This window comes from Treponema parvum (genome assembly GCF_017893945.1).
GTDB classification, from domain to species: Bacteria; Spirochaetota; Spirochaetia; order Treponematales; family Treponemataceae; genus Treponema_D; species Treponema_D parvum_A.
Window position 1 is genome coordinate 2,481,602 of sequence record NZ_CP054257.1, and the last position, 15,275, is coordinate 2,496,876.

Genomic DNA, 15,275 nt, shown 5'->3' on the forward strand with positions numbered 1-15,275 from the left:
ATAACTATATCTATGGAAAATCATCCTAAAGTTTTTATATCATACTCTTGGACTGTGCAAAAGGAGGTGGTAAAACTTGCTCAAAGATTAGTAAATGACGGAATTGATACAATCGTCGATTTTTGGAATTTGAAGCCCGGAAATGATAAATATAAATTTATGGAATCTATGGTTACAGATAAAACAATCGATTTTGTTTTAATTGTATGTGATAAAACATATACAGAAAAAGCCAACGATAGAACTGGAGGGGTCGGTGATGAAACAGTAATTATATCGTCAGAATTATATGGAAAGTTTAAACAAGAAAAATTTTTACCGCTCATTTTAGGAAAAAATGAAGATTCAAGTCCTACTGTTCCCGTTTATATAAAGACGAGGATTTACTTTGATTTTTCTGATGAAAATAATTATGAAAATGAATATGAAAAACTTATACGGCATATTTATGATGAACCGCTTATATCAAAGCCGAAACTCGGTTCGAAGCCTGAATACTTAAAGAATAATTCGGTAGATATAGTTTCGCTGCGGAGCGGAATTTCTATTTTAAAGACTGAAAATACTGACTTGAAAAAAAATGCTGTTCTTTCTGATTTTCCCAAAAATTTTACAGCAAAAGTAAAGGAATTTAAAATCGATACCGCAAATTCAGATAAAGATTTTATAGCTTCTGAGATTGTTTCAAAGATAGATGCAATGAAACCGTTACGTGATATTTATTTAGATTTCCTTAAAGAAGTTATATCATCTGAAAGAGATGTTGCATCGTTTATCTATAATTTCTTTGAAACAACATATAACGAATTAATGCTGGTTGATAAAAACGTTCATTCACGGTTTAAGTATTATTTTTATCATTACACAATATTTATCTGGGAATTATTTGTATGCACGATTGCATATCTAAGACACTATGAAAAATATTCATTACTTCACGATATATTAACGCATACGTATTATTTACAAAGAGAACTTTCACCAGCGAGCAATATAAAACCATGCTCTTTTGTCAAGTTTAGATGTTATCCAACAATAGTTGATGATACTTATCGATATAAAGAAGAGGACTTAGTCTCAAAAACTGCGAATATAATGGTTTCCAGAGTTAAGGAACCGATTATAACAAAAAAATCTTTTGCAGAAACAGATATATTTCTAACCCAAATGTCTTTTGCATTAAACCAAACCTACCATGAAAAACATTGGTTCGCTTTATCGTATATTTATGCAGATAATCCCGAAAATATATGGGTTAGACTATCTTCAAAGGAATACTGCGAGAAAATACTCCCATTATTTGGAGTAAGCTCAATTGATGAACTAAAAAAAGTTATTGCGACTAATCCCGTAACACCCAATTATTGCTATCCCAATGACTTGGATTCAATACCTCCTATTCCCTTGCAAATAGGCAATGATCAGATTGCATCGTTAAAATGAACGGTTGTTGATAACTTAAAACACAGGAGGTCTCCCTATGTCTTACGAAACAGTGATTGAACAAGTAAAAATGCTGCCCGAATCGCTATTAGCGCCGGTTTCGACTTTTATCAAACTGCTTGAAGCGGAGCAAGGTGATTTCATGGAAAATCATGCAGAGCAAATAAAATCCAAAAACAAACAAGCCTTTTTTGCATTAGCCGGGAAAATTCACCTTGATAAAAATTCAGTTACAGAATTACGCGAGACAAGTTTAATATGATTTTGGCAGACACAAATATTATCATAGATTGCGGATTACGCTTGCAAGACAGCTTATAGCACTTAAGAAAAACGGACTGGATGTTCTGTTTCAATATGCAGACTAAAATAGCGCAGCTGAAAACATTTCTCAAAATAAAAAGTAAAGCCTCAAGAGAAACCGGCCGATAGTAGTAACTGCAAGATTTTATTTAAATTCGATATATGGAATATTTTTATTTTGGAGGTTTCTATGAAAAAGATCTGTTTTTTAGCTTTATTTTTATCATCTATAATTCCGGCGGGAATTTTTGCCGATCCGCCGTCTTTTAAAATAAACGGAAACGTGAAGTCGTATACAAAGACAAATTATGTGATAACGCAAAAATTCGGCGATTATTTTCGCACGCCGGACATAAGATACACTTATAAATTTGACGATCAGGGAAGAGAAACCGAAGTTTCGGAAATTACTGCGGCGGGAATTCTTTTAAGCAAAATCACAAACTCATACAACGAAAAAGGCCTCGTCGCTTCAAAGATAAGCACGGATGCGGCCAATATTACAGAGTGGCGCATATCGTTTACATACAACGACGACGGTCTTGTCATAGACGAATCGGAATTCAACAAAAACGACACGCTTTCCGGAAGAACGATTACAAAATATTCCGACGATAAAACCCAGTGTGAAGAATCGTCATACAATGTAAACGGACAGCTCATTTGGAAAAACATCCATAAATTCGATTCTTCCGGCAGAAAGATAGAAACAAATCAATATTTTGCCGACGGCGCTCTGGATCAAAAACAAAAATACACTTATAACGACGAAGGAAGGCTAGCGGAAGTCAACAGCACTGACGGCTTCGGCAAAGCGACGAAAAGAATCCAGTACCGTTTTGACGAAAAAGGAACGGTCACGGAAACTGCAGTATACGACTTTGTCACCGGCGCTGAAGAAAGGGAATTTTATCGCTATAACGAAGACGGAAATCTTATAAGAACGACAACTTACAATGTAGCAAAGAAATTCGACACGATCGTAAACGAACTGATAGATATGAGCGAGTACGTTTACGAAAAATAACGGCGCGCTGATTTATAAAATGGATTTATAAAAGCGGCGAAAACATTCTTGCGATCCGGCCTATCATTCTTTGATAGACCGGTATTTTTTTATATTCCTCCAAGGTAATTTCACGGCAGTTTTTCTGTGTCAATTTAAAATCGTCTTCCATGTCGCGGATGACGGGATTTCCGTAAATAAAGACGCCGCATTCAAAATGATGAAACAGGCTCCGATAATCCAAGTTGATCGTTCCGATAACTGCGCGGTCTCCGTCCGAAATGAACATCTTTGCATGTATAAAACCGGGCACGTATTCGTAGACGCGGACGCCCTTGTCTATAAGAGTCTTTATAAACGTTCGCCCTATGCAGAAGGTAACAAAGTGATCGGCTTTTGCAGGAACCAGAATCGATACTTCAACTCCGCGTTTTACGGCAAAGGTTAAGGCGGTTTCAAGCGTGTTGTCCAATATCATGTATGGAGTTGTAATGTGAACATACCAGCGCGCTTTGTTTAAAATATCGCAGTAAACGTTTTCAGCAATGTCTTCCAGGTTTACCCCGTCGTCGCCGTAGGGAATTACGAATCCGCCCGTCCGCTCGGGCGGCGTTTTTGCATCCAGCTTTGATAAATTCTGTTGTAATAAAACGGAAGAAGCGAGTGTTCCGGAAAGCGACAGAGGGGGAACAACATCGGGCGTGTCCGACATTTTAGTGTAAAAATCCCAATCGTCGGGTTTTTTTTCATTTAAATTCCATGTCTGAAGAAACAGAGCCGTAAGAGTTTTTACGGCCTGTCCGCTTATCTTTACTGCCGTATCCTTCCAATAAGCGAACCTGGTATGGCGCAAGTTCATGTATTCGTCTTCTATGTTTACTCCGCCCGTATATCCTACTCGCCCGTCAATGACAAAAATCTTTCGGTGATCGCGGCTGTTTTGATGCGTTGAGAGTATTGGGATCAACGGCGCAAAAACTTTTGCCTTTATGCCGAAGGTACCAAGATACTCGGGATAACCGGAAGGCAATAACATCATTGAACCTATTCCGTCGTACATAACCCTGATTTCAACGCCTTGTTTCGCTTTTTTTATGAGAATTTCAAGAATGGAATCCCAAATTTTTCCCATTCCGATTATAAAGTATTCGATAAAGACAAAACGCTTTGCCGTTTTCAATTCCGTCATGATGTCACTGTAATTGGCCTCTCCGCTGGGAAAATAGGATGCTGTAAAATTCATATAGGCGGGAAATCCGCCGGAATTTTGCAGATACCAGGCGGTATCGTTTAGTAGAGGCGTGTGCTTTACGACTGTCTGAACTTCAGGATCGGGCTGCAGAGAATCTTTCATCTCTTTTGTGGTCGTTTCCAGAGCTTTGCGCAATCCCACGGCTCCGATATTTGTCCTAAAAAAGATGTAGAATAAAACTCCGAAAACGGGAATGACCGCAACGGGTATCATCCATGCAAGTTTAAATTCCGGCTTTGAATTATTATTCACAAGGAATATCATGAATATGAAACTTAATATATTGACGCCGTTTACTACATAGCTTAGTATGGGGTTTAAAAAGCGGCCTATTGAAAACAAAAAAAGGAATTGTATTGCAAGAAGAAATAATATGACGAGTATCCGGCCGAACAACAAGTACGTAAGAATTTTTTTACTTTTTCGGCGGACTTTTATGATCTTTTTTGAGCCTTTTTTTACTTTTCGTTTATATCTAAATGAATCGGTTTTAAGTTCCGAATTTTTCATTCTCATACGGCAAAATTATAAGCGCTTGATTTAAAAAATGCAAATCGCACAGCCGACTGCGGCAAGGCTTGGAAGCCGCGTTGAAATTCGCCTGAAAATTCACAGGCAAAATCCGCCATAAAAATCTCAGCAAAAAAAGAGTAACGCTCGGTGATTTTCCGGTAAAAAAGCCTTTAACAAAACACTTCAGAAATATGCATTTTATGCCGATAAAAGAAAACGGAATGTTATAGACGAGGGTGTGTTATGAGTAAAACAATCGGCATAAAACTTGCGGACGGATCTTTTTATCCTATACTTGAAGAAGGAAAACCTCAAAAGAAACGAATGGAGCTGACAACCGTCAAGGACAATCAGGAGACTGTTCAAGTAGACCTATACCGGTCTGAAAGCCAAACCATGCAAGACGCAGAATATGTCGACTCCCTGCAGATAAACAACCTTGCCGCACGCCCCAACGGGGAACCTACCCTGTCCTTTGACATAACGCTGGATGAAAACAATAAGTTATCCGCCCAAATCAGCGATCCTGACTCCGGAGAAAAGAGCAACATATCCATAAATCTCGTAAACCGTCCTCCTGAAGAACGCGAAGAACCGGCCAATTTTGAATTGGTTCCGGAATCGGAAGTTCCCGACATTGACTTTGATCTCGGAGACAGTTTCGGCACGGAACAGGAATCTGCGGCCGAAAAAACACAGGGCGGATTGCTTGCCGCAGCAGATAAGGTAAAAAGCGACGACGATAATTTTTTTGATCTGCCCGACTTTGATGAAGACTCGGACAAACCCGATTTTGCCGACCGGAGCAGTCTATCCGATCAATCCGGCGAAACGAACGGTATAAATTCGACTGAAAATTTTGACAAAGACGGGCAAAGCAGGACGGAAGACGGACTGAGCTTTGACGATTTTTATGATAAGGAAACTCATGAAGATTCGGGCGTAAGCAGCGAAGATGTAAAAAAGACAAAACGGCACGTAATAATCTGTCTTATCTGCGCCGTTATCTGCATAACGGCTACGGTCTTGATCCTGTTCGTAGTTCCTTCAAAATTAAACCTTCGCACAAAAAAAGCAAATAAAGACGCCGTCAAGATCGCGCCTGTAGCCGTAGAGCAGCCTTTACCTCCGCCGGAAAAGCCCGCGCCCGCCCGTTCCCCTGCAAAAGAAAACGAAATAGTAGTGCCGCCCACGCCTCAGGTAGTACCCGCAGTTCCGGCCGCGAAGCCTGAGAGCAAAAAAAACATTTCATACAAGATAAAGTGGGGAGACACATTGTGGGATATTTCGGACGCATATTACAGGAACCCGTGGAAGTACCGCAAGATCGCAAATTATAACCGCATAAAAAATCCCGATCACATCATTGCCGGAACGACCATAATAATTCCTGCAGAGTAAGGCCGGAAAATCTTGTGGCGTGCCTCATAAGCAAAACGGTAGGGTTTTTTGTTTTTTCATTAATTTTTTCAACTTTGTCCTGCAGTTCCGAGAGCGGGAAGCTGCAAAAACAATACGGAAAAGATTCTTATTATTTTCAGGGGCTTAAGAGCATTGAAAAAAACGACGTAAAAAATGCGGAGCGTTTTTTCAGAAAAGGAATAAAAGAGGGAAGCAAATATACCGCCCGCCTCTGCGCTGAAGAATTGACAAGGTTCGGGAACATACAGGAGCGTATCGCTTCCTGTGAATATCTTGCAAAAAAATTCCCCGACGACCGCTCTCTTATTTTGCTTGCCTCGTCATTAAACGAAGGAAAGGAATTTTCCAAGCTCATTGCCGTAACCGACGATCTTGACATAAGAACGTGCAGCAACGTTCTTGCCTTTCAACGGCTTTCCGCTATGAGAGAAAAACAGGATCTCCGCTATGAAGACACCGTATACAAGTGGTTTGCCTTGCGGCAATATACGCAGGAGCATTTCAGATTTTTTAAAGAAAACCCTTTAGCCGTTTCGGACGAAAATAAAAAAAACATACTGATTTTTAGGGCGGCGGTTTTTACGCAGAACTATCAGTTCGCATACAATCAGATTAATGAAATATCTTCGCTCATAAAAGACACAATCGCTAACGCCGAAGATCCGCGCTTTACAAGGCAGCTCATATCGGACATGGGCAAGGCCTGTCTTTTCGGATCCGAAATAGGCTCTTTTACCGCCCAAGCCTCTCTTTTTGACGGCATTGCAGCCCAGACCGCTTCTAAAGGAGATTCGGAAACGGCCTTTTACGCATGGTTTTACGCCGCCCGCCTGTATGAAAAAGCCGGCGGTCATCATACCCTCGCTTCAGACCGGTACTTAAAAGCCATGGAAGCTTCCGTAACAGGGGAGCAATACGATAACGCTCTGTGGTATCTTTTAAATTTGGATCTTGGAATTTCAACTGATAAGGCAATACAGAGATTAGAGACCTACTGCACAAAGTGGAACGATCCCGAATATTTTTCCGACCTTTTTTATACAATGTCCGTCTTATTGCTTTCGGGGCACAAGCTCAGTGATTTTTACAAGGTTTATACGATAATCAAAGATGTTGCCGACGAGGACGTCTGTGCAAAGTACGCTTATTTGAGCGCACGCCTTATCGAAACAAAACTTATCGAATCTGCGGCGGATCAAAAAACCGAAGAAGACGTTCAAAAACTTTTTCGCGCCGCGCTGAAAGGCGGTTCGATTTCTTATTACAAACTTTTGGCCGCGGAGCGCTTAAACCTTTCAGGACAGGAACTGGAAAATGCATTGCTTTCTTCGAAAAGAAAAGATTCATTTGACGCCGACAAGGACGCAGAAAACCTTTTGCTGGGATATGCATCTTACGGGTTCCCTCAAAAGATATATTCGGCATGGGAACAATTTTATTTACAGAGAATACCGCTGGGGACGGACTGCCTTCTTTCCGTTTCCTCTTTTATAAACAAATGCTCGGGACAAATACCGGGCAATCTATACAAAAGCCTTCGCATAGCTTCGATCGCCGTAAACGAAAGCGATAGAATTCTATCAAAAAAAGATTTAAAAGAAGCTTACCCGCAAAATTATTCCGACTTGGTTTTCGACGCGTGTAAGGAATTCTCCTTGGATGAAGAAGTTTTATATGCGCTTATAAGAAGCGAAAGCTTTTTCGATCCCGACATAAGAAGTTCCGCCGGCGCCGTAGGATTAACGCAGCTTATGCAGAGCACGGGGCAGGACATTGCAAATCATCTCAAAGTCAAAGAATATGACCTGACGGACCCTCAAACAAGCGTCCGCTTCGGCGCTTATTATCTCAGCAATCTTATAGGAAGGCTGGATTCTTCGATATTGCTTGCAGCCTTCGCCTACAACAGCGGAATATCGCGTGTCAGGCGATGGGTGTCGAATTCAAAAAAAGAATTGGAAATTTCAAAAACGCTTCCGATGGATCTTTTTTTGGAGACGATTCCTTTTTCGGAAACGCGCGAATACGGGCGAAAGATAGTTTTTGCTGCGGCGATATACGGGTGGCTTTATTACGATATTACGCCGGGTGAAACGATCCGTAAGATTATGAAATAAAAACTCGACGTACAAAAAGCCGCCCCCGCAAAGACCGCGACGCATAAGAGCCGGCGCGGATTTGATTTGCTCGCCGCAAACGAGTTCCGCCCGGTCTTCCGCCGCGACTTTGAAAATATTTTCGTAAAAAAACGTTTTTCGTCTATGCTTCCGGCAAAGATTTATATATATTAATGTAAAGAGTTAAACAGTGCGCAAAGAGCGCACAGCTAAAAACTTTTTCGGATATTGAAACAGGCCTAAAGCTTCGCTGCAGGCGCCCGCAAAAGTTTTATAGGAGGCATTATGGAAAACAATAAAGAAAATCCGCTTGAAAAATCCGTAAAGGAAGCGTTAGATAAATTTCGTCCCTACCTGCAGTCTGAAGGCGGCGATATGGAATATTTGTCGCTCGATGATGAAAACCGCGTGCACATACGTTTGGTAGGCGCCTGCGGCTCCTGCCCCATGTCCACCATGACTTTAAAAATGGGAATTGAGGAATTTTTAAAAGATGCCGTTCCTGAAGTACAGGAAGTCGTACAGGAATTTTAAAATGACAGTAGCAAAAAATAAAGTTGTCAGCATCGATTATACTTTAAAAGACGAAACGGGCGCCGTTATAGATTCGTCAAAAGACTCAAGCCCTCTTGAATATGTTCACGGCACGGGAAAGATTATTTCCGGCCTTGAGGCTCTTCTTGAAGGAAAATCCGAAGGCGATTCTTTTAGCGCCGTGATCGAACCTAAAGACGGGTACGGAGAGTACGACAAGTCTCTGCTCATAGAAGTTCCACGAAAGAATTTCGATGAAGGAACGGAAATCAAAGAGGGAATGAAGTTTCAGGCTTCAAGCCCCGGAGGACCTTCCGTAGTAACGGTAAAAAAAGTTACGGACGACGTAATCACGATAGACGCAAACCATGAACTAGCCGGTAAGCAGCTTCATTTTGACGTAAGGGTCGTAAGCGTCCGCGACGCGACAAATGAAGACATGGAACCGCTTTCAGGCTGCGGCGGAGGCTGTTCCGGATGTTCAGGCAGTTGCGGAGGGTGCGGCGGCTCCTGCGGAGAGTAGCAAGGAAACGAGCTTTTTTGTGTTTTCGTTTGCAGAGCAGGAAGACGGCGAAAGCGTAAGATCCGCAAGGGACACGTACCTATCGTTCCTGCGCTTGTAAAAATCATGGAAAATTATCCGCACATCTTCTTCGGTGTGCGGATTTTTTTTTGCTATGTAGGCGGGAATGTTTTTTATTTTACCGTTTTCAAAAATCGCTTCTTTTAAGATCCTGTCGGAAGCGGTTTTTTCGGTAACATCTAAAAATACGAAAAGGCCGCCTGACGAGCCGAGCGTTTCCAAAGCGGGATCGTTGTCGCAAATTCCTCCTCCCGTCGCAATTACGGCAGGGCGGTAAACGATATTCTCACATATCGCTTTGCATGCGAGGGTTTCCGCCTTTTTAAATTCGTCTTCGCCCTTTTCCAAGTATATTTTTCTTGCGGACATGCCGCAGATTTTCAGTATTTGATCGTCGGTATCGAAAAAAGGACAGTTAAAATATTTTGAAAGAAGTTTCCCCTGAGTAGACTTTCCGCAGTGTTTTATTCCCATGAGAACGACGGATCTTGTAAGGCAGAACATAAGTTTTTTCCCTTAAGCAAGAGCATAAGGTATGCACGGATAATTTTCAATTGCAAAAGAATTTTTGTTGAGATATGCTGATGCTATGAACGTTTTGGCTCCGATCGCCCTTTGCTTTGTAATGTATGCCGCGATTTTTATCATATTCGCAGTTCTTGTTCCCTCTTTAAAAATCCGCCATGAGCTTTGGGCTTCTTTTCTCGGGCTGCTTGCGGTTTTGCCTACGGCCTTTACGGAATATGTTGTTCTCAGCCTGCCCATCTTTACGGCGCATACGTTTTTTACGGTTTTGATAACGGCCCTTGTCTTTAACGGTTTGATCGAAGAAAGTCTTAAAATGATCTTTATGCTCCTGCTCCCTTATAAAAAGCTGAAATTACCGGCGTTTTTTGCCTGTTCCGTCTTATGCGGGCTTGTTTTCGGCAGCTTTGAGTCGGTGATCTACATGCTGGTCTATCTGCAAAAAATATCTTCAGGCGGAATCGGCGTAGTGTACAAGCTTATATTGATAAGAATGTTCACGGCCGTAATCATACACACGTTTTGCGCAGGGCTTTCAGGCCTATATATCTGGTCGTTCCGAAAAAAAGCTTCGGATATTACGTCCTTTATTTTTGCAGTAGTGTTTCACGGATTATATAATTTTTTCGCCGGAAACTCAGGGCCGCTTTACTGGTTTATCATACCTGTGATTCTTTTTGCGATCGTAGAATGCCGCATCCGCTATTTGGTCGTAAACGAAAAAAAGGCACGAACAAAAAAAGCAAAGCAGGTTTAAGCATGCAATACTTTGCAGCTGAAAATCGCAGCCTGAAAATTTCAATCTGTAAATCACAACTTTCGCGGTTTTTTTTCAGCAAATAGAGAAATATTACCGCGGCGCGAAAATTTTACTGCTTAACAGGTTTTATCGCTATAGTCTATTTTTTAGAGGCAAAAAGGCTTTCCAATTCTTTGAATTCTTTTTCGTAGATTGAAACGCCGGAGCGCCAAAAATCTTTTTCCGTAATGTCGAAGCCCGCTTTTTTACATAAGTCTTCGCAGTTCATCTTTCCGGTATCGGAAAGCAAAAGACGGTAAGTTTTTGCAAATTCGGGGCCTTCTTTTTTGTAGCGGGCATAGAGTCCCAGAGCGAACAGCTGCCCGAAGGCATAAGGAAAGTTATAGAAATCCAAAGAAGTGCTGTAATAATGTGTTTTTACCGCCCACATATACTCGTGCCGGTTTTCATTAAGACCTTCGCCGTACGAGCGTTCCTGAGCGTCTCTCATGAGAGCGCAAAAATCATCGGCGGTAAGTTCTTCGGAAGCGCGTTTTTCAAATACGCTCTGTTCAAAATAATAGCGGCTTAGAATGTCGACTAAAATTTGACACGAATCCTGCAAGTCGAACTCAAGAAGCCGGATTTTGTCCGCTCCCTTTGCCGAAGGAGCGACGTCCTGTTTTACAATGGTTTCGGCGAAGGTGCTGGCGGTTTCCGCCAAAGTCATGGGATAAGATGAAAGCAAATAAGGATTTTCGGTTACGCACGAATGGTGGTATGCGTGCCCCAGTTCGTGAACAAGGGTTATGACGTCCGAAAATGACCCCGTAAAGTTGGATAAAACACGCGATTCTTTTTGCGCCGGAAAATCCTGGCAATAAGCGCCGCCGACCTTTCCGCTTCGGACGGAAGCGTCGATCCAGTTGTTTTCAAAGGCTTTTTCAGCAAAGCCGCCCATGTCCTTGCTGAAAGAATTAAATTCCTTGATTATATATTTTTTAGCTTCTTCAAACGTCCACACGCGGTCAAAAACCGAATCGGAAGCGTCGCTTCCGGCAGGAACGGGAATAGGAGCGAACATGTCGAAAAAAGAAAGCCCTTTTTGTTTACCTCTTGAGGCGGCGCCGGAATTGTACAGAATTTCGGCTTTAAAACGCATGTATCTGCGCCACATGGGAAGACTTTCTTCTATAACGCCGATCAGGGAAGCAAGAGTTTTTTTGCTCATTCTGGCCGAAAAAAGCGAGCGGTCGACGGCGTTTTCCCAAGCGCGGCGCTTATTCAGACAAACGGTTTCGCCTTTCAGATTATTGAGCGCCGCGGCAAAAGCGATTCTGTTTTGTTCAAGCAGAAAAAGCTCTTTTTCATAGGAATCTTTCCTCGTCTTCGCTTCAGGCGAATATGCGCCGCTTCTCAATTCGTTAAAGGTTTTGCCGGTTTCCCTGTCTTTCAAAGTTGAAATAAGCTGCTCGTGAAGCCGCGCCCACGCGTCTCCTCCGGTGCGCTGCAAATCCGAAGCCAGGTTTTCTTCATCGTCGCTCATCTGGTGAGACAGCTCGTCAAGCTCTTCATTTATAAAAAATTCATAGTCGGAAAATTCGGGGTAGCGTCTGTAAAATTCCGGAAGGCGTCCCATGTTTTTCTTTAACACCGAACGGAATATGAGTTCCTGTTTTTTTGACCTGAGCTGTAATTCTTCCATGCGGGACAGGTTGTCAAGATATTCCTTATTCACGGTATCGACGGAATAAATTATGTAAGCGTAAGCGGCAAGCGATTCTTCAAGAGCCCCCGTCTTGTCGGCGCAAGAGATATACATGCTGAGCCACAAAGGAAAGTCAAAATTGTCTTTGCTCTTTTCCGAAAGCGTATTTGCGGAGTTAAACAGCGAATCGATTTCGTCCATTCCCTTTTCATAATCCCTAAGAGCGTCTTTATATTCTTTGCTCTTCAATGAAGGATAAATGCTTTTCAGATCCCACTCGGGGGCTTTTAAATTTTTATTTGTTTGTTCCATATCCATATTTAATCCATAACTCATTCGATTTAGAGCTTTTACCCCCGCCTATCGTTTGCGGCGAGTACCCGCTGCATCGAATGCGCGGCAAACGTACTGCTAAGACCAGCCGAATACGTCCTATGCGGCGAGAGGTTGCCTTGCCCAGCGTCCGGCCGAGCCGCCGATGCGTCAACGGCTCGGCGAATCCGCCGCATGACGAAAAGCCGCTTTGCCGCACATCCGGCGCCATATCAGGTTTCAGCCGTCTTTAAACAAAATCTTTTCTCATCGGATTAAATATATCCAACAAGACGGAATCTTCCAGCGCGACTACTCCGTGCTCTACATTCGGCGCGATTTGATAAGCGTCTCCGGCTTTTATAATTTTTTTACCCGCGCCGGCTTCTTCAACTTCAAACGAGCCTGAAACGACATATCCTATTTGTTCGTGAACGTGTTTGTGAAGCGCTCCGACGGCACCTTTTTTAAATGTAAGTTCGCACAGCATGAGATTTTCCGAATACGTAACAACCTTGCGCGTTATTCCGCCGCCTAAATCCTTATAAGGTATTTTATCCGCATATGTTATCATTGTGTCGCTCCATGCATTTTGTAATACACAAATCTTTTTATTGTGTTCTGAATGTGATATAAATATACTGAATTTGACAATAAAAAAACAGACGGGTTCTTGCTTTGAGCATCGCACTTTAAAAGCTCGAAATTGAACCATAAAGTACTTGCGGGGGCATAAAAAAAGAGCCGCAAAAAGGAGGAAGAATGCGGCTCTTCAAGTTGTTTGTTGCTGGTAAGAGTAATATATATAATTATAAAAATTATGTCAATCGCAATTGTGTGAATTTTTCGCATATAATGCGTTTTTTTGCGGTTTGAAACAAAAATTTGGTAAATTAAGTATATGCTACGCCGATCGGCAGGATTTCCGCAATTGTTGCACCGATCGTTAAAATTTTCACAGGAGATAAAATGAAAAAGATAGGTATTATAGGCGCCATGGAAGTGGAAATTTCTTTATTAAAAGACCTTATGACCCCGAATGAAAAAGCAAAGCGGATAAACGCCGTCAAATACTGCGGCACTGAGTATTTTGAAGGCCTGATAGATGAAATTCCCGTCGTTGTGGCAAAAAGCGGCGTGGGCAAAGTAAACGCAGCGCTTTGCGCCCTCACTATGATTTATAAATTCGATGTAACTCATATTATAAATACAGGAATAGCCGGCGCCGTCGGAAAGGGTCTTGATGTTCTGGACTTCGTGGTTTCGACGCAAGCCGTTTACCATGACATGGACGCGACAGGCTTCGGTTATAAGCCTACGGAAATTCCGCAGATGCAAACCAGCTGTTTTATAGCCGATAAAACGATGATCCGCGCCGCTCAAAAAGCCTTTGACGGTATCCCCGAATTAAAGGGACATAAGCTTATGAGCGGAAGAATCGCTTCGGGGGATCAGTTTGTTTCCGCTAAGCAGGTAAAAAACCGTATCCGTGAAATTTGTAACCCTCTGTGCGTTGAAATGGAAGGAGCTTCGATAGCGCATACGGCCTTTGTAAACGATATTCCGTTTGTGATAATACGCTGCATGTCAGACATGGCGGACGACGGACATGAATCCGTTTATTCTTTTAACGAAACAAACGCCGCAAAAATGAGCGCGGCTCTCGTGCAGAAAATGATAAAGTTATTTTGACCGGCAAAAATATGATTTCAACGAAACAATTCGTTTTTAAAGAGCTCTCTGCAGCTCAGGAAAGTGGAGTTTTCGTATCCGGACAGGAATTGGCTGAAAAATGCGGAGTTTCCAGAACGGCGGTTTGGAAGGCGATAAAGTCTCTTGCCAAAGACGGAATAAAGATCGAAGGCGTCACAAACCGCGGATACCGATTGGAGGGCAATGAAGAAAATTTATCACTGTCTGCGATGGAATCTTTGGTTCTACCGAAGGAAGGCATACGGTTTTGTGTTTACGACCGGCTCGATTCCACGAATCTTGAAGCAAAGCGCCTGTGTGCACAGGCCGGAATATTGCGCGACGCGCTTGGGGCTCTTACGCCTGAAGGGAAAAAGCTTCACAAACTGGTAATAATCGCAAATGAACAGACGGCTGGGCGCGGCCGCTTGGGGAGAGAATTTTATTCGCCGGCAAAAACAGGAGTCTATTTATCCATGATTTACATTCCGCAAAAAAACCTTGTTCATCCGGCAAAGATGACAGCCTCAGCTGCCGTAGCGGTGTGCCGTGTTTTTAAAAGATTGTATAAAGCTGAACCTAAAATAAAATGGGTAAACGATATTTTCGTAAACGGCAAAAAAGTATGCGGAATTTTGACCGAAGGAATTACGGACTTTGAAACGGGAAGGATTGAAGCCGCCGTTATAGGGATCGGGATCAACATATACGAAGATGCAAAAGGATTTCCGGAACGGATAGCGGATACCGCAGGTTCGCTTTTGGGAACAAAAGGAGAGCCGGCAAAGCGCAACGAGCTTGCAGCGCAAACTGCGCTGGAACTTTCACACATATACGCCGAACAGGAAAACGATCCTCTTTCTTCCGAAGCAAAAGATGTAATAAGTGAATACAAGCAATTAAATTTTCTGCTCGGTAAGACTCTGGAAATAACTCCCGTCATAGGCGTAGAAGAAAAATATACGGCAAAAGCCGTGGACATAACGGAAGACGCGGCCTTAGTTGTAAAAAAAAGCGACGGAACTTACCAGACATTACAAAGCGGCGAAGTGAGTTTATATTCAAAAAATTTTTTATCTTTTTGATTTTCTCACAAAGGTTTTACTGTAAACTTACTCAAGTCTGT

Annotated in this window: 14 protein-coding genes; 10 read left to right on the forward strand and 4 right to left on the reverse strand. The window is 42.4% G+C overall.

Features of this window, described 5'->3' with window-relative positions:
* Positions 1–12: 12 nt before the first annotated feature.
* From HRI96_RS11025 to HRI96_RS11035, 3 genes are all read left to right on the forward strand, one after another.
* Entirely contained in the window at positions 13–1,443 is a 1,431-nt protein-coding gene (locus tag HRI96_RS11025; RefSeq protein WP_210117396.1) for a toll/interleukin-1 receptor domain-containing protein, read from the forward strand.
* 37 nt (positions 1,444–1,480) lie between these two features.
* The gene (locus HRI96_RS11030; protein WP_210117397.1) at positions 1,481–1,705 is read left to right on the forward strand and encodes a hypothetical protein; all 225 of its coding nucleotides are present in this window, start codon (positions 1,481–1,483) and stop codon (positions 1,703–1,705) included.
* Positions 1,706–1,936: 231 nt separating this feature from the next.
* The gene (locus HRI96_RS11035; RefSeq protein WP_210117398.1) at positions 1,937–2,773 is read left to right on the forward strand and encodes an RHS repeat domain-containing protein; all 837 of its coding nucleotides are present in this window, start codon (positions 1,937–1,939) and stop codon (positions 2,771–2,773) included.
* 25 nt (positions 2,774–2,798) lie between these two features.
* Here the strand turns inward: HRI96_RS11035 and HRI96_RS11040 are convergent, their stop codons facing one another.
* Positions 2,799–4,520: a phospholipase D-like domain-containing protein gene (locus HRI96_RS11040; RefSeq protein WP_210117399.1), complete on the reverse strand. Its 1,722-nt coding sequence runs from the start codon at positions 4,518–4,520 to the stop codon at positions 2,799–2,801.
* Between the two features lie 240 nt (positions 4,521–4,760).
* Between HRI96_RS11040 and HRI96_RS11045 the strand changes: the two genes are divergently transcribed.
* The 4 genes from HRI96_RS11045 (at position 4,761) to HRI96_RS11060 (ending at position 9,113) form a co-directional block, all read left to right on the forward strand.
* Positions 4,761–5,918, forward strand: a complete 1,158-nt coding sequence (locus HRI96_RS11045; RefSeq protein WP_256729237.1) for a LysM peptidoglycan-binding domain-containing protein — start codon at positions 4,761–4,763, stop codon at positions 5,916–5,918.
* A gap of 14 nt (positions 5,919–5,932) precedes the next feature.
* Positions 5,933–8,056, forward strand: a complete 2,124-nt coding sequence (locus tag HRI96_RS11050) for a flagellar assembly lytic transglycosylase (protein ID WP_210117400.1) — start codon at positions 5,933–5,935, stop codon at positions 8,054–8,056.
* Between the two features lie 285 nt (positions 8,057–8,341).
* A complete protein-coding gene (locus HRI96_RS11055; protein WP_210117401.1) occupies positions 8,342–8,590 on the forward strand; it encodes a NifU family protein in 249 nt (82 codons plus the stop codon).
* Between the two features lies 1 nt (position 8,591).
* Positions 8,592–9,113 (forward strand): FKBP-type peptidyl-prolyl cis-trans isomerase, encoded by a 522-nt coding sequence (locus HRI96_RS11060; RefSeq protein WP_210117402.1) that lies wholly within the window; start codon positions 8,592–8,594, stop codon positions 9,111–9,113.
* Here HRI96_RS11060 and HRI96_RS11065 read toward each other — a convergent pair.
* Entirely contained in the window at positions 9,072–9,677 is a 606-nt protein-coding gene (locus HRI96_RS11065) for a shikimate kinase (protein ID WP_210117403.1), read from the reverse strand. The two genes, HRI96_RS11060 and HRI96_RS11065, sit on opposite strands and share 42 nt — an antisense overlap.
* A gap of 85 nt (positions 9,678–9,762) precedes the next feature.
* Here HRI96_RS11065 and HRI96_RS11070 point away from each other — a divergent pair, with 85 nt between their 5' ends.
* Positions 9,763–10,455, forward strand: coding sequence for a PrsW family glutamic-type intramembrane protease (locus tag HRI96_RS11070; RefSeq protein WP_210117404.1), 693 nt, complete (start codon positions 9,763–9,765; stop codon positions 10,453–10,455).
* Between the two features lie 142 nt (positions 10,456–10,597).
* On the opposite strand, the gene HRI96_RS11075 is transcribed toward HRI96_RS11070, so the two are convergent.
* On the reverse strand, positions 10,598–12,457 hold the full coding sequence (locus HRI96_RS11075) for a M3 family oligoendopeptidase (RefSeq protein ID WP_210117405.1): 1,860 nt from the start codon (positions 12,455–12,457) through the stop codon (positions 10,598–10,600).
* 250 nt (positions 12,458–12,707) lie between these two features.
* On the reverse strand, positions 12,708–13,031 hold the full coding sequence (locus HRI96_RS11080) for a cupin domain-containing protein (RefSeq protein ID WP_210117406.1): 324 nt from the start codon (positions 13,029–13,031) through the stop codon (positions 12,708–12,710).
* Positions 13,032–13,426: 395 nt separating this feature from the next.
* Between HRI96_RS11080 and HRI96_RS11085 the strand changes: the two genes are divergently transcribed.
* Positions 13,427–14,149 (forward strand): 5'-methylthioadenosine/adenosylhomocysteine nucleosidase, encoded by a 723-nt coding sequence (locus tag HRI96_RS11085; protein WP_210117407.1) that lies wholly within the window; start codon positions 13,427–13,429, stop codon positions 14,147–14,149.
* Positions 14,150–14,160: 11 nt separating this feature from the next.
* Positions 14,161–15,234: a biotin--[acetyl-CoA-carboxylase] ligase gene (locus HRI96_RS11090; protein WP_210117408.1), complete on the forward strand. Its 1,074-nt coding sequence runs from the start codon at positions 14,161–14,163 to the stop codon at positions 15,232–15,234.
* Positions 15,235–15,275: the final 41 nt, after the last annotated feature.